Raw genomic sequence first — 19,773 nt, forward strand, 5'->3', positions numbered from 1 at the left:
ACAATGGCACACAACATAAAACCAGGCGTAGCTACAGGAGATCAGGTTCAGGAAATTTTTAATTATGCTAAAGAAAAAGGATTTGCACTTCCGGCAGTAAATGTTACGGGATCAAATACGATCAATGGTGTACTTGAAACTGCAGCAAAACTTAATGCTCCGGTTATCATTCAATTCTCTAATGGAGGAGCACAATTTAATGCAGGAAAAGGACTTTCTAATGCAGGTGAAAAAGCAGCAATCGCTGGTGGAATTGCTGGTGCATTACACATTCATACTTTGGCGGAAGCTTACGGAGCAACCGTAATTTTACATACTGACCACTGTGCAAAAAAATTATTGCCTTGGATTGACGGTTTATTAGATGCTTCAGAAAAACATTTTGCTGAAACTGGAAAACCATTATTTTCTTCTCACATGATTGACTTATCTGAGGAGCCTATCGAAGAAAACATCGAAATTTGCAAAGGATATTTAGAAAGAATGAGCAAAATGGGAATGACACTTGAAATCGAACTTGGAATTACAGGTGGTGAAGAAGACGGTGTTGACAACTCTGATGTTGATAGTTCTAAATTATACACACAACCTGAAGAAGTTGCTTACGCATACGAAGAACTTTCTAAAGTAAGCCCTAAATTTACAATTGCAGCTGCTTTTGGAAACGTACATGGAGTTTACAAACCAGGAAATGTAAAATTGACTCCAAAAATCTTAAAAAATTCTCAAGATTTTGTTCAAAATAAATTCAATACAGGACACAACCCGGTAGACTTCGTTTTCCACGGTGGTTCAGGTTCTACATTAGAAGAAATCAGAGAAGGAATAAGCTACGGAGTAATAAAAATGAATATCGATACTGATTTACAATTTGCTTTCACGGAAGGTATCCGTGATTACATGGTAAAAAACATCGATTATTTGAAAACTCAAATTGGAAACCCAGAAGGTTCTGATGCTCCAAACAAAAAATATTACGATCCAAGAAAATGGTTGCGTGAAAGTGAAGTTACTTTCAATGCAAGACTTGAGCAAGCATTTGCTGACTTGAACAACGTAAATACACTATAATAGATTAAGTTTAATTCCAAATCCCGATGTAACTATCGGGATTTGAAATCTAAACCATAAATTACAGGAACTGATTACTGAACACTGAATACTAGAAAAATGGCTTGGTTTAAAAGAAAAGAAAAAGGGATTACTACTGCTACCGAAGACAAAATGGACATTCCAAAAGGACTTTGGTACAAATCTCCAACTGGAAAAATTATTGATGCCGATGAACTAGCTCGTAACTTATTTGTAAGTCCCGAAGATGGTTTTCACGTTAGAATTGGAAGTACAGAATATTTTCAAATTTTATTTGACAACAATGAATTTGTTGAATTAGATAAAAACATGACTTCTAAAGATCCTTTGCATTTTGTTGACACAAAAAAATATGCAGATCGTTTGAAAGATGTTATGGAAAAAACCAAACTTAAAGATGCAGTGCGTACCGGAGTTGGTAAATCAAAAGGAAAAGATGTTGTTATCTGCTGTATGGATTTTGCCTTTATCGGAGGTTCTATGGGAGCTGTAGTGGGAGAAAAAATCGCAAGAGGAATCGATCACGCCATCAAAAACAAACTGCCTTTTGTAATGATTTCAAAATCAGGTGGAGCAAGAATGATGGAAGCTGCATATTCATTAATGCAATTAGCAAAAACATCAGTAAAACTGGCTCAACTTGCCGAAGCAAAATTGCCTTACATTTCGTTATGTACGGATCCAACAACTGGAGGAACAACTGCTTCTTACGCCATGTTGGGAGATATTAATATTTCTGAACCAGGTGCATTAATTGGCTTTGCCGGACCAAGAGTTGTAAGAGACACAACAGGTAAAGATTTACCGGAAGGTTTCCAAACTGCTGAGTTCTTACTTGAACATGGTTTCTTAGACTTTATTACACCTAGAAAAGAATTGAAAGACAAGATTAACTTGTATATCGATTTGATTCAAAACAATACTATTAGATAAATGAAAATCCCGAGCAATCGGGATTTTTTATTTTTTAACTATTTCACTACAAACAAAAACAGCTTTCAAAATTATCTGAAAGCTGTTTTTTTATTTCTTTAATATAAAGTTCGTATAATTTACATTCCTGTTCTAATCGCTTCCACAGGATCTAGTTTTGAAGCAGAAATCGCTGGAAGTATTCCGGATATCAATCCAATTACAGCAGCTAAACCAGTTCCCAGAATAATATTCCCAGCGCTTAAAACAAATTCGAAATCTAATGCTTTTGTCAAGATTACAGAAATTATCCAAACCAGAAAAAGTCCAATCATTCCGCCAATCACTGAAAGTATTATGGCTTCAAACAAAAACTGAAAAAGTATAAATCTGTTTTTGGCTCCTAATGATTTCTGAATTCCAATCAAATTAGTTCGCTCTTTTACCGAAACAAACATAATATTGGCAATCCCAAAACCTCCTACCAGTAACGAAAAGCCACTAATTATCCAGCCTACAACATTCATTTGTCCTAAAATTCCATCTATAAGATCCGTAAAACCAGAAAATACATTAATAAAAAAATTGTCTATTTCACCTGCTTTCAAACCTCTAAAACTTCTTAGTTTTTGAGATATTTCACTTTTATAGGCATCCATATCCACGCCTTTTTCTGGTTTAAAAATAATAACATTAGTCAAGGAAGTATTGTTGTCTCCATACAACTGACGAACAAAATTTACTGGAATATAGGCTGATGTATCATTACTGTCTCCAAACAAACCTGAACCTTCTTTTTTGATGACACCAATAACCGTAAAACGCTTGCCATACAAACGAACATTTTTTCCGATAGGCTCAGACTCTTCAAATAAGGATTTTGCAATTTCATTTCCCAAAACAATAACTGTTGCACCAGAATTAGCTTCAGATTCATTATAAAACCTCCCTTTATCAAATTCAAGGCCTTGAATATCTATAAATTCATGTGAAACAGGAACAATATTGATGTCACTTACTGTTTTCGATTCATATTTAATAGTCTCTCTTCGAGTAAATATTTGATATGCCATCTGGTCCGTATTAGTCATAGCCCCTTTCATGAAATTGTACTCGTCGTACTTCACATTAGGAAATTGCTCTCTTTTCCATTGTGGAATCTCTGAAGGTCCAAAAGAAAATTTCATTAGATAAATCGTATTTTTATCTAAACTACTCAAGTCTTTTGTAATTTTTCTGTCTAAAGAATCTACAGCCGCAAGTACAGCTATAATCGAAAAAATTCCAATAGTAACTCCTAACAAAGAAAGCAATGTTCTTAACTTGTTGTTTCGCAATGCATTCATTGCAAAGCCCAAACTCTCTTTTAATAATCGAAGGTAAACTAGCATAAAATCTTTTTTGTATTAAAGTAAAATTCCATAAATATTAATCAAAAACCTAATGAAAAATGCATTCGTTGCCGTGTGAATCAATTATTTTACCTTTGCCAATGAAATAGGAGTAAAAATTACACATTATCTCATTTTCAAATGGCTTAATTTTCACATTAAAAAACTATTTTTGCACTTTATAACTATAACTACATAATGAACACAACAAAAACAATTCAATCTGCATTAATCTCTGTCTTTTCAAAAGAAGGATTAGAACCTATAGTAAGACAACTAAACAGTCAAAATGTTACACTTTATTCTACTGGAGGGACTGAGGATTTTATAAAAAATTTAGGAATTCCTGTAATTCCTGTTGAAGATGTTACTTCCTACCCCTCTATTTTGGGTGGTAGAGTAAAAACATTGCACCCAAAAGTTTTTGGAGGAATCTTAAACCGCCAAGACAACGAGAGTGATGTACAACAAATGATAGAGTTCAACATTCCACAAATAGATTTAGTAATTGTTGATTTATATCCTTTTGAAAAAACGGTAGCTTCCGGAGCTAGTGAATCAGATATTATTGAAAAAATAGATATTGGTGGTATTTCTTTGATACGTGCTGCCGCAAAAAACTTCAAGGACACGGTAATTGTAGCATCGGTTGACCAATATGGTTTGCTTTTGGACTTGATTACAGAGCAAAATGGAGCTACAACATTGGAAGACAGAAAATTATTGGCTACAAAAGCATTTCATGTTTCATCTCATTATGACACTGCAATTTTCAATTATTTCAACACTGACGAAACAATATACAAACAAAGCATTGCTAACGGTCAAGTTTTAAGATACGGTGAAAACCCACATCAAAAAGGATTTTTCTTCGGGAATTTTGACGCAATGTTCAACAAAGTTCACGGAAAAGAATTGTCGTATAATAATTTATTAGATGTAGATGCTGCCGTAAATTTGATTAATGAATTCAAAAATGACGGCCCTACATTTGCTATATTAAAACACAATAATGCCTGTGGTTTAGCGTCAAGAACTACTATTAGTGAAGCGTATCTTGCGGCTTTGGCCTGCGATCCTACTTCAGCTTTTGGAGGTGTTTTAATTTCGAATACAAAAATTGATGTTGCTACTGCTTCAGAAATAAACAAATTGTTTTGCGAAGTTGTAATTGCTCCAGAATATGATACTGAAGCCATTGCAATTTTACAAGAAAAGAAAAACCGAATTATATTAATCCAAAACGAAGTAGAATTACCACAAAAACAAGTTCGTACTTGCTTAAACGGAATTTTAGTTCAGGAAAGAAACAACATAACCGACAATAAAGAAGACTTAAGAACCGTTACTATAACTGAACCTACTGAACAAGAAATTCAGGATTTAATTTTTGCTTCTAAAATTTGTAAAAACACAAAATCAAACACGATTGTTTTTGCAAAAAACGGTACACTTATTGCGTCAGGTACAGGACAGACATCAAGAGTTGATGCCTTGCAACAAGCAATAGAAAAAGCGAATAATTTTCACTTTGATTTGCATGGTGCAGTAATGGCAAGCGACGCGTTTTTCCCTTTTCCAGATTGTGTAGAAATCGCTAAAAAAGCCGGAATAACTGCTGTAATTCAGCCAGGAGGATCTATAAAAGACGAATTGAGTATTAATTATTGTAATGAAAATAAAGTTGCAATGGTATTTACAGGAACTCGTCATTTTAAACATTAATTTGTTTAACTTTGCCCGTCACAAATTTATAACTTTTAACCCTTAAAAAACTTATGGGATTTTTTGATTTCATGACCGAGGATATTGCGATAGACCTTGGTACCGCCAACACTTTAATCATCCATAATGATAAAGTTGTCATAGACAGCCCTTCGATAGTTGCTCGTGATAGAGTTTCAGGCAAAATCATCGCTGTTGGTAAAGAAGCCAACATGATGCAGGGAAAAACACATGAAAACATTAAAACGATAAGACCTTTGAAAGATGGTGTAATTGCTGATTTTGATGCTTCAGAAAAAATGATCAGTATGTTTATAAAAAGCATACCGGCATTGAAAAAAAGAATGTTTACTCCCGCATTAAGAATGGTTGTTTGTATTCCTTCAGGTATTACTGAAGTGGAAATGAGAGCTGTAAAAGAATCATGCGAAAGAGTAAATGGCAAAGAAGTTTATTTGATACATGAACCTATGGCAGCAGCAATAGGTATTGGAATAGACATCATGCAACCAAAAGGAAACATGATTGTTGATATAGGTGGCGGAACAACTGAAATTGCAGTTATTGCATTAGGCGGAATTGTATGTGATAAATCAGTAAAAATTGCTGGTGATGTATTTACAAATGACATCGTTTATTACATGCGTACACAACACAATCTTTTTGTTGGAGAAAGTACTGCTGAAAAAATCAAAATTCAAATTGGTGCCGCTATCGAAGATTTAGAAACTCCTCCAGAAGACATGTCAGTTCAAGGTAGAGATTTACTTACCGGTAAACCAAAACAAGTAGAAGTTTCTTATAGAGAAATTGCGAAAGCATTAGACAAATCAATCCAACGAATTGAAGATGCAGTAATGGAAACTTTATCACAAACACCTCCTGAATTAGCAGCCGATATTTACAACACAGGAATTTATCTTGCAGGTGGAGGATCTATGTTAAGAGGGCTTGATAAAAGGATTTCGCAAAAAACAGATTTACCTGTTTACATTGCAGAAGATCCATTAAGAGCAGTTGTTAGAGGAACTGGTATGGCACTTAAAAACATTACTAAATTTAAAAGCATTTTGATTAAGTAATTCGTTTTTGTTACACTTGCAAGCCTTCAAGCACAAGTCAATTTACAACAATTAGATTACAAAAAAAGACATACAGTTATTTACATTATACCGTTAAGAAATGCAGCAAATATTTAATTTTATTTTTAAAAACAGTAATAGATTACTGTTTTTGCTGCTTTTGGGTATCTCGTTATCACTCACAATTCAATCCCATTCTTTCCACAGAAGCAAAATAATTAGTTCCGCAAACTTTTTAAGTGGCGGAGTGTACGAAAAAGTGAATAACCTTAACGAATACTTGAATTTAAAAACTCAAAATGATGCACTTGCTCTTGAAAATGCAAAGCTAAGAAGCCTTCTATTCAATCGTAAAGATACTACTGCAATAAAAAAACTAGACAGTATTAAAGGGGTAAAACCAGACGATATTGTTGTTTCCAAAGTAATACACAACTCCTATAATGTCCATGAAAATTACTTAACCTTGAATTCAGGAGAATTGCAAGGTGTAAAACCAGATATGGGGGTAATTAACAGTTTAGGAATTGTTGGAATCATAGAAAATACATCGCCAAAATATTCTACTGTAATCAGTATTCTGAATAAAAAATCTCAAATCAATGCCAAAATCAAAAAGTCAAATCACTTTGGGTCACTTGTTTGGGACGGAAAAAGTACTGGATTTGTTCAACTGGTTGATGTACCTAGATTAGCAGCCATTAGAAAAGGCGATACAATCGTAACTGGCGGACAATCTGTAATTTTTCCAGAAAATATAGGAATAGGTACAATTGAAAATATCTATACTGAAGAAGAAACTAATTATTATAAAATAAACGTCAGACTATTCAACGATATGACAAATTTAGGCCATGTCTATATCATAAAAAGGAAAGATCGTGAAGAAATCATTAATTTAGAAAAAAGAGAAAAGGATGAATAGCGCATTGTTAGTCAATATTTTTCGATTTATTCTGTTATTGGCAGTTCAAATTATCATATTCAACAATATGAATTTTTTGGGTTATATAAGCCCTTTCCCTTATATATTGTTCATAATACTTTACCCTGTAAACGGAAACAAATCTGGTCTTGTAGTAGCGAGTTTCATACTTGGACTTATTATGGATATGTTTAGCAATTCAGGCGGAATACATGCCACTGCATGTTTAGTTCTAGCCTATTTTAGACCCGCTATTTTTAAATTTGCTTTTGGTCTAAGTTATGAATATCAAACTGTAAAATTAAATGACGTTTTGACACCTGAAAGATTCTCTTTTATATTACTTTCTGTTGTTATACACCATTTTACGTTATTTTTACTGGAAGCATTCCAGTTTAGCTTTATTTTTGATATACTAATTAGAACATTATTAAGTACTGTATTCACAATCATTATTTGCATTATCATAATATATCTTATTAAGCCGAACAAAAGATGAGAAAAGTCTTGTTGCCTTCTTTAATCATTATAGCTACATCTTTGCTTGTAATGCGTATCTTTTATTTGCAGATTGTTGACGACACTTTAAAACTAAAGTCTGAAAACAATGCCATTAAAAAAAAGTATGAATATCCTGAAAGAGGATATATGTATGATAGAAAAGGAAAGTTATTAGTTGCAAACCAAGCATCTTATGACATCATGGTCATTCCTAGAGAAGTCAAAAATACTGATACTTTAGAATTTTGTCAATTATTGAATATCACAAAAGAAGATTTTATTAAAAAAATTGAAAAAGCTACAGTATACAGTCCGCGCTTGCCATCTGTTTTTTTATCTCAGTTAAACAAAAGTGAATTTGCTGCGTTTCAAGAAAAAATAAGAAAATATGAAGGTTTTTATTTTCAAAAACGTTCCCTTCGTGATTATGAAGTAGATTTTGGAGCCAATATTTTTGGATTCATCACTCAGGTAAATGAAAAACTAGTCGCCAAAAATCCGTATTATAATAGTGGTGACTTAATTGGGAGACAAGGAGTTGAAGAAAGCTACGAAGATCTTTTACGCGGAGTGAAAGGTGTAAAATACATTCAAAAAGACAAATACAACAGGGAAATAGGTTCTTATAAAGATGGGAAATACGACACTATCGCTGTTCAAGGAGAAGACATAAATCTGACCATAGATGCTGAAATTCAAAAATATGGGGAGGAATTAATGATTAATAAACGAGGTGGAATTGTAGCAATTGAGCCTAGTACCGGTGAAATATTGGCGCTTGTAACTGCTCCATCGTATGACCCCGGAATATTAGTAGGAAGACAACGATCTAAGAATTATACTGAATTATACCGCGATTCCATAGCAAAACCACTTTATGACAGAGGTTTGCTGGCTGAATATCCACCAGGATCTCCATTCAAGATTTTAACTGGACTTGTAGCATTACAAGAAGGAGTAATTGATGACAATACTACTGTTTTTTGTAATCGTGGTTTTAGCTATGCAAGAGGACGTTTTATGGGGTGCCACTGTCATGGAGGCGCACTTCAATTACACCGAGGTATCTTTGAATCTTGCAACTCCTATTTTGCAACGGCTTACATGAAGACCATAAATAAATATTCAAAACCTGCACAAGCGGTTGATATTTGGAGCAAACACGTGAAAAGTTTTGGTCTTGGACAATTCATGGGATATGATTTACCAACTGGTAAAAAAGGAAACGTACCCGATTCAAAAACATACAAACGCATTTATCCTAACGGTGGCTGGAGAAGTACTACTATTGTTTCTAATTCAATTGGACAAGGTGAAGTTCTAATGACTCCTATTCAGCTGGCGAATATGATGGCAACAATAGCTAACGAAGGTCATTATTATACGCCTCATATCATCAAGAAAATTGAAGGGCACAAAATTGACGAAAAATTCACTACCAAACATGAAACCACAATTGATAAAAAACATTTCAAACCAATTATCAGCGGTTTATTTGATGTTTACAACTTAGGAACCGCAAGATCCCTAAGAGTGGAAGGAATTGATATTTGTGGAAAGACTGGAACAGCAGAAAATTTTGCTAAAATTGGAGGAGTACGCGTAAAAATGGAAGACCATTCAATATTTGTAGCTTTTGCACCAAAAGACAATCCAAAAATTGCAATTGCAGTTATGGTTGAAAATGGTGGATATGGAGCAACTATAGCTGGACCAATTGCCAGTTTGATGATAGAAAAATACCTAAGACAAAAAATCACCAGAGTTGACTTAGAAAAAAGAATTCTTGCAACAAGTTTACAAAGTCGATATGCTAAATTAGGAGGACTGTCAGAAGCCGTAAAATTACAATTAAGAATTAGCGATTCTCTTCAAAAAAAGAAAACAACTATTCCAACAGTGAAAGCAAAAACAGATACCACAAAATCGAATAAACAAGCTATTTAATTCAGATGAAAAACCAAAGCATAACAAATAACATTGACTGGATAAGCATAATAATCTATGTTTCATTAGTTATTTTGGGTTGGCTAAATATCTATTCGTCTTCGCTCTCATCAATGGAGGACACTCATGAGAAACAGCTTATATTCATTATATTGACTATCCCGTTAATTTTCATTGTGCTTTCTGTTGACGGTAAGTTTTATGAAAAATATGCAAGTATCATTTTTGGAATTTCCTTACTTACATTAGCCGGATTGTTTTTATTTGGTAAAACAATAGCGGGTCAACGTTGTTGGTATGCAATAGGCAGTTTCACGATTCAACCTTCTGAATTTGCAAAAGCGGCTACAGCTTTAGCCTTAGCGAAATATTTAAGTGACACCCAGATCAATTTAAAAGAAGTCAATAGGCAGGTACAAGCTCTTGCAATAATTCTTTTGCCCGTCATCCTGATACTTCCGCAACCTGACCCCGGAAGTGCTTTAATATACAGCATATTCATCATAGTTTTATACCGCGAAGGGCTACCGTCATGGTATGTTTGGACAGGATTTATTACCATCCTTTTATTTGTATTAACACTGATATTAGAGCCACAATATGTAATTCTTATAGCATTAGTTACATTAATATTAGTTCATTTAAAATCAAGATTAGCCGATAGAAATATTGTTCTAAGCAGCATCCTTTTAGTGGTTATTTCTGGATTTGTACTGTCTGTAAACTATGTTTTTGAAAATGTATTTAAACAACACCACAGGGATCGTTTTAACATACTTTTAGGCAAAACCGTCGATCTGAAAGGAATCGGTTATAACACCAATCAATCAGAAATAGCCATTGGTTCTGGAGGTTGGTTTGGAAAAGGGTTTCTTGAAGGAACGCAAACCAAAGGCGGATTTGTTCCTGAGCAACATACAGATTATATATTCACAACAGTGGGTGAAGAATGGGGATTTGTTGGTTCCTTAGTAGTTATCGCTCTTTTTGCAGGTTTATTTCTTAGAATAATATACTTGGCAGAAAGACAAAAAACAAAATTCAGCAGGGTATATGGATATTGCGTTGCAGGGGTTTTATTTACACATTTCTTTGTAAATATAGCCATGGTAGTTGGTATTTTCCCAACAATTGGGGTTCCGCTTCCTTTCTTCTCTTACGGAGGTTCGGGACTTTGGGGCTTTACTATATTGTTGTTTATATTTATAAAAATGGACGCCAATAAAGTAAACGAGTGGTAATTAAATAGGTTTTAATTATTAAGATTTTATTCTTGTATATAGTTTTATTTCAATTATTTATACGTTTACCACTTTACAAAAACAGAAACTTTAAAAATTCTTATTCCCAGTAGAGTTAATTAAAACTCCAATTTTTATAATCTGTCCTTTTTTCCAATTGATTTTCAATGTTGTCATTCAATTTTGGAAAGAAATTAATTCCGGTCAGTTTTTCGATATAATCAACCGAAACCACAAAGCTATATAGTGGTTTGTCACTTTCTGAATTGGGAATTAGGAAACCAATCATTTTAAAGTTCCCACCAGAATTATCCAATAAAATTTTATAAAAAAACTTAGGAACCGAAACCTTTTCTTTACCTATTGTTATTAATGAGGATTCTAAAACTCCACCCGTAATCACATAAATTCCATCATATTTTACAGCCCAATAACGTACTTTTTGTTCTAATCTATTCCAGACACCGTTATTAAAATTACGCACTTGAGGAGAAATATTTGAAGTGAAAAAAGTTTCGTTATAAGCATCTAAAGCAAACTCCATATCGCCTGCAGGACAAAGATGCCCTTTATCATATATTGACTTTTTATAATTTCTCCAATCAGCAGAACCCGTTTTTACTTTGGCATCCTCAATAAAAAAAGGACGCTTAAAGTTATTATTCTTAATATAGTTTTTCTTCAGCTCATAAGCCACCCATTCTGCCTGTTCATGAGCTTCATTATAGGACAAAGTGTAATACTTATGTCTGACAACTTGATTGGTTGTAGATGAGGGTAAAAAATCAAAATTTCCCACTGAACTTACAGCACTATTCTCAGCACTAACAACCTGAATTAAGTCTCCTTTCTTTCTTCCATTAGATGCATCCAGATTACCTACTTCCAAATCCTTTTTACAGGAAGAAAAAAGGATTCCGTAAAGAATAATAAATATCAACGCGAATAATTTTCTATTTTTCATTGCTAACTATATATAAGGATTCTTCTGTTTTTAAAATCAAAACTAACAGTCTAAATTGACTAAAAAAAAACCATCTGACAGCTATTTTAAATATCAATAATTTACTCAAACTAAAAACGCTCCAAAAATTCTCATTGAATTTCTGGAGCGTAATAGTTACTAATACTTGTATGTTTTATGAACTAACAAATTCTTTATTAAGATTTCGCTAGTTTATTTTTTTTCATTTTAACAGGAATATCTTTTTTCGAAATTGATTTAGGCTGTAAATCATCCAAAACATTAATTGCCTCTTCTACATAAATATCTTTAGCTAAAGATTCATGCCAGATTTCTCTTTTTTCTTTCAAAGAAGCATCTTTACTCATCACTTCAGCTTCATAAGGTAAAGAAGTAAATGTCAATGTGTTTTTGTAATTTACGATTGGCTTATATTTTTTAGCCTTCTCTTCAATTTCGGCTTGAGCAATTTTAAATTTGTCAATATTCAAACTATAAACATTCTCTTCACTTCTACTGTCAATCCATTTTGCATTTTCCTCAATTAATTGGAACTGTGGATTTTTACTAATTCTATTTTTACTATTGGCAATTGCTTGATTAAAGTTGGCATTATTATTCCAAACACTATAATCAGCCTGATCAATTTTATCCCAAGGCATTGCATTGTCAATGTCACGTTCGCCCATTTTTAAATAAGCATATCTGTCCGGCATAACAATATCACTTTGCACACCTTCTAGTTGAGTAGATCCACCATTTATTCTATAAAATTTTTGTGTAGTGGTCTTTATTGCACCCAAATCCCCTACTGCACTATTGCGCACAAAAGTATTCAAGTCATATACATTTTGCACCGTTCCTTTACCGTAGGTTTGCTTACTTCCAATGATGATTCCTCTTTTATAATCCTGAATTGCAGCAGCTAGAATCTCTGAAGCCGAGGCTGAGAAACTATTTACCATAATTACTAAAGGACCATCCCATTCAATTTTTTTATCTCTGTCATAAAGAACTTCTTTTTGTCTTCCTGCTGATTTAATTTGCACAATTGGACCTTGTTCAATAAACAATCCTGCAATATCAACAACAGTAGACAAAGATCCACCACCATCATCACGAACATCAAGAATAATTCCGTTTACACCTGATTTTTTTAATCGGTCAACTTCTAATGCAATGTCTTTTCCTGCATCTCTTCCATCTTTATTTTCAAAATCAATATAGAATTTTGGTAAATAAATTACTCCGTATTTCAGTCCATTTTTATTTACAATACTGGATTTTGCATACGTTTCTTCTATTTCAACAATATCTCTGATGATAGAAATAATCTTAATGGTTCCGTCCACTTTTTTCACAGTAAGACGAACTTCTGAACCTTTAGGCCCTTTAATTTTCTTCACAACATCATCCAAACGCATCCCTACAACATCAACCGCTTCACCATTACCTTGAGCTACTTTCATGATCAAGTCTCCTGCTTCTAGCTGTTTTCCTCTCCAAGCTGGACCACCAGAAATAAGTTCAGAAATCTCGGTAAGATCATTTTTCTTTTGCAAACGAGCTCCAATTCCTTCTAATTTACCGCTGATACTTTGATCAAAACGTTCTTTATCCTCTGCTGCTAAATAATTAGTATGCGGATCAAAACGCGCTGTTATAGAATTCACATACACTGAAAACCAGTCATTTCTATCTAAATCTTTAATGAAACCAAAATATTCATCTAATGATTTTGCAGAACTTTCTCTAGTTTCTTTTTCCAAAGCATCAAAAGATTTAACTTGATAAGTGGCATCATTTTTCTTTTTATCTTCTTCTAATTTTTGTTTGTCAACAAGAGATGAAAGGGTAGACAATTTGATTTGTTTACGCCATTTGTCACTAAGTTCAGCAACATTTTTAGAATAAGGTGCTTTTTCGTAATCAATATTGAAACTTTCTTCAACTGAATAATCAAAAGGCTTGCTCAAAACATCTTTGTAAATCTTTTTACTTTCTTCCATACGCTTAATTAAACGCTCGTATGTCAAATTGAAAAAAGTCAAATCCTTATTCAATAGCTGATCGTCTAATTGCGTTTCAAATTTTGAAAATTCATCAATATCTGATTGCAAAAAGAATCGCTTAGAGGGATCTAACGCTTCAATATAATCTTTATATATACCTTTAGAGAACGTATCATCAATTGTGGCTGGGCTATAATGCCCTTTCTCAATAACAAACGTCAATAACTCTAAAAGCAATTTATCTTTTTCGGGATCGGATGATTGTTTCGCATTCATTTTGAACGCAAATAATGTCACCGAAAGGCATACAACTACAAGAAGTATTTTATAATTTCTTTTCATAAAGTTAATAATAGTATTCATGAATCTTTTAATGTAAGTTACGGTAAAAACTATGCCAACAGTGGCTAGGCCTCCATAAATTTTTGTTAAAGATATAAAAATGTTCTTTTGTTTTAAGTTAAATGAATCAACATAACATATTTTTATCTTTTGTTTACACATTCCATTCTGTGTTATTACATTTGTCTTCAAAATTATCAATAATCAATCCCTTTTTGAAATATAAAACAATGAAAAAAGACAGACCTTTAATTTTAATAACCAATGATGACGGTATTTCGGCTCCCGGACTTAGAGCATTAATTGCCGTTATGGCAGAAATAGGCGAAATCGTTGTGGTAGCACCTGACAATCCTCAAAGCGCCATGGGTCATGCCATTACCATAAACAGCACTTTATATTTGAATAAAATTTCTAAAGAAAATGACCCATTTAAAGAATACAGCTGCTCTGGAACACCAGTAGATTGTGTGAAATTTGCAGTAAATGAAATTTTGAAACGAAAACCGGATTTATGTGTTTCCGGTGTCAATCACGGATCAAATTCTTCCATAAATGTGATTTATTCCGGAACAATGAGTGCGGCAATTGAAGCAGGTATTGAAGGAATTCCTGCCATTGGTTTCTCTTTATTGGATTATGATTGGAATGCCAATTTTGACAATATAAAATCTTTTATTCGAAAAATATCCTTAGAAGTTTTAGAAAACGGACTGCCGGAAGGAGTTGTTTTGAATGTGAACTTTCCAAAATTAGAAGAAAAAGAGATTAAAGGAATACGAATTTGTCGTCAAGCGAAAGCACTTTGGGTAGAGAAATTTGACAAAAGAAAAACACCTCAAGGAAGAGATTATTACTGGCTTGCAGGAGAATTTGTAAACCAAGACAAAGGCGAAGACACTGATGAATGGGCTTTACAAAACGGATACATATCCGTTGTTCCTGTTCAATTTGACTTGACAGCACATCATGCGGTACAACAACTTAACACCTGGAAATGGAATGAATAAAACAGACTTGTTTATTGGATTTTCCACAACCCTGCTTGGGAGTTATATTTTTATAACTTTTTTTACGGAATTTAATTTCATTGCTGGAATTCAAATTATGCAATCACAGGGGAATTTAGGCAAAATCGTAACATTAGGTTCTATTCTTACACTAGTAGCATTTGGTGTTTTACTCAAAATAAACAAAGAAACAATGGCTCGCGGTGTGGTTTTAGCCGTGATAATTATGGCAATTCTCACTATGTTTATTTAAGAAATGTTATTAGTTTATCTTTGCAAATTGAAAAAACAGATTATTAAAAATAAATATGATTTTATACGTTTGAAATCCAAATTTATAAACTCCTAATCAAGAAAGCATGAAATATTATATTATAGCGGGTGAAGCTTCAGGCGATTTGCATGGTTCAAATTTGATGAAAGAACTGTATAAAAAAGATCCAAATGCTGACATCCGATTTTGGGGTGGTGATTTGATGAAAAATGTTGGCGGTACTTTAGTGAAACACTATCGGGAATTAGCGTTTATGGGTTTCATCGAAGTGATTTTTAACTTAAAAACTATTTTGAATAACATCAAAATATGCAAAAAAGATATTCTTGAGTTTCAACCCGACGTTCTTATTTTCATAGATTATCCAGGTTTCAATTTGCGTATTGCAAAATGGGCCAAGTCGTTGGGCATGAAAACACACTATTATATTTCCCCTCAAATCTGGGCTTGGAAAGAAAGTAGAATTACCGACATCAAACACGATATTGATAAAATGTATGTGATTTTACCTTTCGAAAAACAATTCTACGAGGACAAACATCATTTCCCTGTTGAGTTTGTTGGGCATCCGCTGATTGATGCTATTCACAACCAACCCGCAGTTGACCCTGTCCTTTTTAGAAAAGAAAATCAATTAGACGAAAAACCAATTATCGCTATTTTACCGGGAAGCAGAAAACAGGAAATCACTAAAATGCTATCTGTAATGTTGAGTGTTGTCAATGATTTTCCCGACTATCAATTTGTAATTGCCGGCGCTCCAAGTCAGGAATTCTCTTTTTATAAAAATTTCATTTCTCATGAAAACATAAAATTCATCTCCAATAAAACATACGATTTATTGCGAAATTCAACTGCCGCATTAGTGACTTCAGGAACTGCAACTCTGGAAACGGCACTTTTTAAAGTACCGGAAGTGGTGTGTTACAAAGGCAGCTGGGCTTCCTACCAAATTGCGAAACGAATCATCACGCTTAAATACATTTCATTAGTAAACTTGATAATGGATGAAGAAGTAGTCACCGAATTAATTCAGGAGGAATGTACCACAAAACGCATTCGTGAAGAACTTAAAAAAATCCTGGAATCCAATCATCGCAATACGCTTTTAGAAAAATATGCGTTATTAGAAGACAAATTAGGAGGCATTGGCGCCAGTGAAAAAACCGCTAAATTCATTGTTTCTGATTTACAATAGTTTACAACTAATTTACAGCTATTTAAATTCATCAAAAAAATATTCTTTTGAAAAATTTCGCATTTCTACTATTGATTCTTATTTTTTTTACGGCTTGTAAATCGACTTCCCCCATAGTCACTTCTAAAAAATCAGACACCAAAAAAGAGAAATTAACGAAATCTGATAAAAGAAAAACAAATCGTCTTGCAGAAGAATTGATTGATGCAGCAGCTGAAAATCTTGGCGTAAAATACAAATATGCAGGCACGACAAAAGCAGGTTTTGATTGTTCCGGTTTGATGTATACCATTTTTAGTTCACATAATATAACCCTTCCCCGCAACTCTTATCAACAGTCAAAAATAGGTGAGGTTATCAATACAGAACGCGAAGAGGCGCAAAAAGGAGACTTAATATTCTTTAAAACCAACAAAAATTCACAGATAAATCACGTAGGAATCGTCATTGAAGTTAATGATGATGAGATAAAATTTATCCATTCTTCTACTTCAAAAGGAGTAATTATTTCCTCTACCAAAGAACCCTATTATAAAAAAACCTTTGTACAATTAAATCGGGTGTTATAGTCAAGCTAAAAAGCTATATAACTTTTAAAAATAAAGTTTTTTCTTGCTAAAAATGTGTACTTTAGATACATGAAAGTACTCCATTTTCCTTTAGCGAGAATAACAATTGGATTTATTTCAGGAATCCTTTTCGCCTACTACTTTCATCTACCGCTATCATTACTGTTTATCTTACTTTCAATATCCATTGGTGTTTTTGGAGTGTTGTATTTTTTATTCAAAAACAAAAACAAGAAGATTTTCTATTTTGGTTTGACAACATATCTTCTGTCTTTTCTTATCGGAATTTCGACCCAAGTAATTCACATTGATCATTTTCAGAAAAGCAATTATATTCACAATACGACTATTTTTGAAAAACCGCATTCCATTTCCATAATTATCCGCGAAAAGCTAAAAAGCTCTCCGTTTAGCGACCGCTACATTGCCATTATAAACCGTGTAGATGAGAAAAAACAAACAGGAAGAATCATCCTAAACATTCAAAAAGACAGTTTGCATCATGAATTTGAGATTGGGACACCTTTACTTATTAAAGGGATTTTATCAAAAAACAAACCTCCTAATAATCCCAATCAATTTGACTACAGCAAATACCTCGAAAACAAACAAATCTATGCGCAACTGTATGCTGATGTTGATAAAATCAAAATTGGAACGAAAATCGAGAAAAACATCTGGTATTATTCTTCTAAATTAAGAACCCGAATTATTCATAATTTAGAAAAAAACAACTTCAACAAAACCGAATTAAATGTTGCCATAGCATTAATAATGGGACAACAACAGGATATTTCACCGGAAATCATTCGGGATTACCAATATGCCGGAGCGGTACATATTTTATCGGTATCAGGACTGCACATTGGATTCATTTTAATTTTTGTCACTTTCATTCTAAAGCCTATTCCTAATACTAAACGGGGTTCATTTATAAAACTACTCATCATTCTCGCCTCTTTATTCAGTTTCGGAATCATCGCGGGATTAGCGCCTTCGGTGGTGCGTTCCGCAACCATGTTTTCGTTTGTTGCCATTGGAAATCATTTACGAAGAAGCGTTAATATTTACCACACTTTATTAGTTTCCGTATTACTGATTTTGCTTTTTGAACCATCTTTTCTATTTGATGTTGGTTTTCAGCTAAGCTATTTAGCGTTGTTTTTCATTATTTGGCTGCAACCGCTTTTAGCCTCAATTTGGTTACCAAAAAATAAAGTTTTAAAATACATTTGGGATATTCTTACGGTTTCGTTTGCTGCACAATTAGGAACTTTACCATTGAGTATTTACTATTTCCATCAGTTTCCGGGTTTATTTTTTGTGACCAATTTAATTATCATCCCAGTATTGAGCATCATAATGGTTTTGGGCGTTTTAGTAATGCTTTTAGCGGCACTTAACAGTATTCCAATATTCCTTTCAGAATTACTGGAATGGAGCATTTATTACTTGAATAAAATCATTAATACAATTGCGTCTTTAGAACAATTTATAATACAAGATATTCCACTGCATTTTTATTTGTTGTTTAGTAGTTATTTGCTATTATTTACTGCAATTATTTGGCTCAAAAAACCAAGTTTCAACAGATTAGTAATGGCACTGGTTTCAATCATCATTCTTCAAATATCATGTCTGGATATTCAATGGAACATTCAAAACGAACAGGAATGGATTGTTTTCAATATCAAAAGAAATACATTACTTGCAGAACGAAATGGGGAAAGTATTACGGTCTATGCCAATGACAGTATTTTGAAAACTGCTCAAAAAAACAATACATTAAAGTCGTATCGAATAGGGAATTTAAGCAGTCTTAGAGAGAAAAAAGTACTGCAAAACCTTTTTTATTTTAATGGAAAAAAGATTTTCATTTTAGACAGTTCGGGTGTTTTTCCAAAAAACATACATCCGGATATCATTGTACTGACACAATCTCCCAAAATAAATTTTGAACGCTTGTTGCAAACTATAAAACCAAAGATGGTCGTAGCAGATGCCTCCAATTATAAAACCATTCAAAAACAATGGAAGGCAACTTGTATGAAACAAAAAATCCCTTTTCACGCTACGAGTGAAAAGGGATATTATAAATTGAATGACTAATTATTTCTTCTGTAGAAATCCATTTGCAACAGCCAACCATGCAGATGGTCCGCCAGCAACATATCCGGTACTTCCCAGACCTTGAAAATTCACTTTGCCATCTACAGTTGTAACATTAGCAAAATGTACTGTAGGGAATCCTTGAATAGCAAAAACTTGTTGTAATTCGTCATTTTGTTTTTTAATCTCAGGAGTCTGTGGTGCTTTTCTAGGATAATCTAATTCTACCAGAACCACATTTTCTTTGGCCCAAGCTGCAAATTCAGGAGTTTTCAAAACCTCTTTTTGTAACCTGATACACCAACCACACCAATCGCTACCGGTAAAAAACAGTAACATTGGTTTTTTAGTTTTATTAGAAACGTCCATAGCCTTAATGACATTGGTTTCCCAAACTAATTCTTGTGCTTCAGCGGCAAATGATCCCGCAAACAATAACAAAGCAACTATTATTTTCTTCATATTTATAATTTTTAATT

At 33.3% G+C, this 19,773-nt stretch carries 17 protein-coding genes; 13 read left to right on the plus strand and 4 right to left on the minus strand.

Going from position 1 to position 19,773, the window contains the following annotated elements; translation table 11 throughout:
* The first annotated feature begins 3 nt into the window (after positions 1-3).
* Both fbaA and accD read left to right on the plus strand, forming a co-directional pair.
* Positions 4-1,071, plus strand: a complete 1,068-nt coding sequence (gene fbaA / locus Q1W72_RS06755; RefSeq protein WP_099713613.1) for a class II fructose-bisphosphate aldolase — start codon at positions 4-6, stop codon at positions 1,069-1,071.
* Positions 1,072-1,170: 99 nt separating this feature from the next.
* Complete coding sequence (gene accD, locus Q1W72_RS06760; protein WP_099713614.1) at positions 1,171-2,025, plus strand: acetyl-CoA carboxylase, carboxyltransferase subunit beta; 855 nt, start codon at positions 1,171-1,173, stop codon at positions 2,023-2,025.
* A gap of 119 nt (positions 2,026-2,144) precedes the next feature.
* Here the strand turns inward: accD and Q1W72_RS06765 are convergent, their stop codons facing one another.
* On the minus strand, positions 2,145-3,395 hold the full coding sequence (locus Q1W72_RS06765; protein WP_099713615.1) for an ABC transporter permease: 1,251 nt from the start codon (positions 3,393-3,395) through the stop codon (positions 2,145-2,147).
* A 198-nt stretch (positions 3,396-3,593) separates the two neighbouring features.
* On the opposite strand from Q1W72_RS06765, the gene purH reads away from it, so the two are divergent.
* The 6 genes from purH (at position 3,594) to rodA (ending at position 10,816) form a co-directional block, all read left to right on the plus strand.
* Positions 3,594-5,120: a bifunctional phosphoribosylaminoimidazolecarboxamide formyltransferase/IMP cyclohydrolase gene (gene purH, locus Q1W72_RS06770; protein WP_302137717.1), complete on the plus strand. Its 1,527-nt coding sequence runs from the start codon at positions 3,594-3,596 to the stop codon at positions 5,118-5,120.
* 53 nt (positions 5,121-5,173) lie between these two features.
* On the plus strand, positions 5,174-6,202 hold the full coding sequence (locus Q1W72_RS06775; RefSeq protein WP_035668436.1) for a rod shape-determining protein: 1,029 nt from the start codon (positions 5,174-5,176) through the stop codon (positions 6,200-6,202).
* Between the two features lie 100 nt (positions 6,203-6,302).
* A complete protein-coding gene (gene mreC, locus Q1W72_RS06780; RefSeq protein WP_099713617.1) occupies positions 6,303-7,127 on the plus strand; it encodes a rod shape-determining protein MreC in 825 nt (274 codons plus the stop codon).
* Entirely contained in the window at positions 7,120-7,626 is a 507-nt protein-coding gene (locus Q1W72_RS06785) for a rod shape-determining protein MreD (RefSeq protein ID WP_099713618.1), read from the plus strand. The genes mreC and Q1W72_RS06785 overlap by 8 nt, the downstream gene beginning before the upstream one ends.
* Positions 7,623-9,575 carry a penicillin-binding protein 2 gene (gene mrdA, locus Q1W72_RS06790; protein ID WP_302137719.1) on the plus strand — a complete coding sequence of 651 codons (1,953 nt, stop codon included), beginning with the start codon at positions 7,623-7,625 and terminating at the stop codon, positions 9,573-9,575. Before Q1W72_RS06785 ends, mrdA begins: the two co-directional genes overlap by 4 nt.
* A gap of 5 nt (positions 9,576-9,580) precedes the next feature.
* Positions 9,581-10,816: a rod shape-determining protein RodA gene (gene rodA / locus Q1W72_RS06795; RefSeq protein ID WP_099713620.1), complete on the plus strand. Its 1,236-nt coding sequence runs from the start codon at positions 9,581-9,583 to the stop codon at positions 10,814-10,816.
* Positions 10,817-10,931: 115 nt separating this feature from the next.
* Here the strand turns inward: rodA and Q1W72_RS06800 are convergent, their stop codons facing one another.
* Together Q1W72_RS06800 and Q1W72_RS06805 are read right to left on the minus strand one after the other, a co-directional pair.
* Positions 10,932-11,780: a DNA/RNA non-specific endonuclease gene (locus Q1W72_RS06800; RefSeq protein WP_302137720.1), complete on the minus strand. Its 849-nt coding sequence runs from the start codon at positions 11,778-11,780 to the stop codon at positions 10,932-10,934.
* Positions 11,781-11,977: 197 nt separating this feature from the next.
* The gene (locus tag Q1W72_RS06805; RefSeq protein WP_121343253.1) at positions 11,978-14,155 is read right to left on the minus strand and encodes a carboxy terminal-processing peptidase; all 2,178 of its coding nucleotides are present in this window, start codon (positions 14,153-14,155) and stop codon (positions 11,978-11,980) included.
* A 209-nt stretch (positions 14,156-14,364) separates the two neighbouring features.
* On the opposite strand from Q1W72_RS06805, the gene surE reads away from it, so the two are divergent.
* The 5 genes from surE to Q1W72_RS06830 all read left to right on the plus strand — a co-directional run bounded on the left by surE (position 14,365) and on the right by Q1W72_RS06830 (position 19,294).
* Positions 14,365-15,144, plus strand: coding sequence for a 5'/3'-nucleotidase SurE (surE, locus tag Q1W72_RS06810; protein ID WP_302137721.1), 780 nt, complete (start codon positions 14,365-14,367; stop codon positions 15,142-15,144).
* Positions 15,137-15,397 carry a hypothetical protein gene (locus Q1W72_RS06815; RefSeq protein ID WP_302137722.1) on the plus strand — a complete coding sequence of 87 codons (261 nt, stop codon included), beginning with the start codon at positions 15,137-15,139 and terminating at the stop codon, positions 15,395-15,397. Before surE ends, Q1W72_RS06815 begins: the two co-directional genes overlap by 8 nt.
* 106 nt (positions 15,398-15,503) lie before the next feature.
* Complete coding sequence (lpxB, locus tag Q1W72_RS06820) at positions 15,504-16,616, plus strand: lipid-A-disaccharide synthase (protein ID WP_121340855.1); 1,113 nt, start codon at positions 15,504-15,506, stop codon at positions 16,614-16,616.
* Between the two features lie 47 nt (positions 16,617-16,663).
* Positions 16,664-17,185, plus strand: a complete 522-nt coding sequence (locus Q1W72_RS06825; protein ID WP_302137723.1) for a C40 family peptidase — start codon at positions 16,664-16,666, stop codon at positions 17,183-17,185.
* A 69-nt stretch (positions 17,186-17,254) separates the two neighbouring features.
* On the plus strand, positions 17,255-19,294 hold the full coding sequence (locus tag Q1W72_RS06830) for a ComEC/Rec2 family competence protein (protein WP_099713624.1): 2,040 nt from the start codon (positions 17,255-17,257) through the stop codon (positions 19,292-19,294).
* Here Q1W72_RS06830 and Q1W72_RS06835 read toward each other — a convergent pair whose 3' ends face one another.
* The gene (locus tag Q1W72_RS06835) at positions 19,295-19,756 is read right to left on the minus strand and encodes a thioredoxin family protein (protein WP_099713625.1); all 462 of its coding nucleotides are present in this window, start codon (positions 19,754-19,756) and stop codon (positions 19,295-19,297) included.
* Positions 19,757-19,773: the final 17 nt, after the last annotated feature.

Origin of the sequence: Flavobacterium sp. ZE23DGlu08 (assembly GCF_030505335.1) — a bacterium.
Classification (GTDB): domain Bacteria; phylum Bacteroidota; class Bacteroidia; order Flavobacteriales; family Flavobacteriaceae; genus Flavobacterium; species Flavobacterium algoritolerans.

Coding starts and splice junctions, on each gene's coding strand:
- fbaA (WP_099713613.1), top strand. CDS start 4: ATGGCACACAACATAAAACCAGGCGTAGCTACAGGAGATCAGGTTCAG.
- accD (WP_099713614.1), top strand. CDS start 1,171: ATGGCTTGGTTTAAAAGAAAAGAAAAAGGGATTACTACTGCTACCGAA.
- Q1W72_RS06765 (WP_099713615.1), bottom strand. CDS start 3,395: ATGCTAGTTTACCTTCGATTATTAAAAGAGAGTTTGGGCTTTGCAATG.
- purH (WP_302137717.1), top strand. CDS start 3,594: ATGAACACAACAAAAACAATTCAATCTGCATTAATCTCTGTCTTTTCA.
- Q1W72_RS06775 (WP_035668436.1), top strand. CDS start 5,174: ATGGGATTTTTTGATTTCATGACCGAGGATATTGCGATAGACCTTGGT.
- mreC (WP_099713617.1), top strand. CDS start 6,303: ATGCAGCAAATATTTAATTTTATTTTTAAAAACAGTAATAGATTACTG.
- Q1W72_RS06785 (WP_099713618.1), top strand. CDS start 7,120: ATGAATAGCGCATTGTTAGTCAATATTTTTCGATTTATTCTGTTATTG.
- mrdA (WP_302137719.1), top strand. CDS start 7,623: ATGAGAAAAGTCTTGTTGCCTTCTTTAATCATTATAGCTACATCTTTG.
- rodA (WP_099713620.1), top strand. CDS start 9,581: ATGAAAAACCAAAGCATAACAAATAACATTGACTGGATAAGCATAATA.
- Q1W72_RS06800 (WP_302137720.1), bottom strand. CDS start 11,780: ATGAAAAATAGAAAATTATTCGCGTTGATATTTATTATTCTTTACGGA.
- Q1W72_RS06805 (WP_121343253.1), bottom strand. CDS start 14,155: ATGAATACTATTATTAACTTTATGAAAAGAAATTATAAAATACTTCTT.
- surE (WP_302137721.1), top strand. CDS start 14,365: ATGAAAAAAGACAGACCTTTAATTTTAATAACCAATGATGACGGTATT.
- Q1W72_RS06815 (WP_302137722.1), top strand. CDS start 15,137: ATGAATAAAACAGACTTGTTTATTGGATTTTCCACAACCCTGCTTGGG.
- lpxB (WP_121340855.1), top strand. CDS start 15,504: ATGAAATATTATATTATAGCGGGTGAAGCTTCAGGCGATTTGCATGGT.
- Q1W72_RS06830 (WP_099713624.1), top strand. CDS start 17,255: ATGAAAGTACTCCATTTTCCTTTAGCGAGAATAACAATTGGATTTATT.
- Q1W72_RS06835 (WP_099713625.1), bottom strand. CDS start 19,756: ATGAAGAAAATAATAGTTGCTTTGTTATTGTTTGCGGGATCATTTGCC.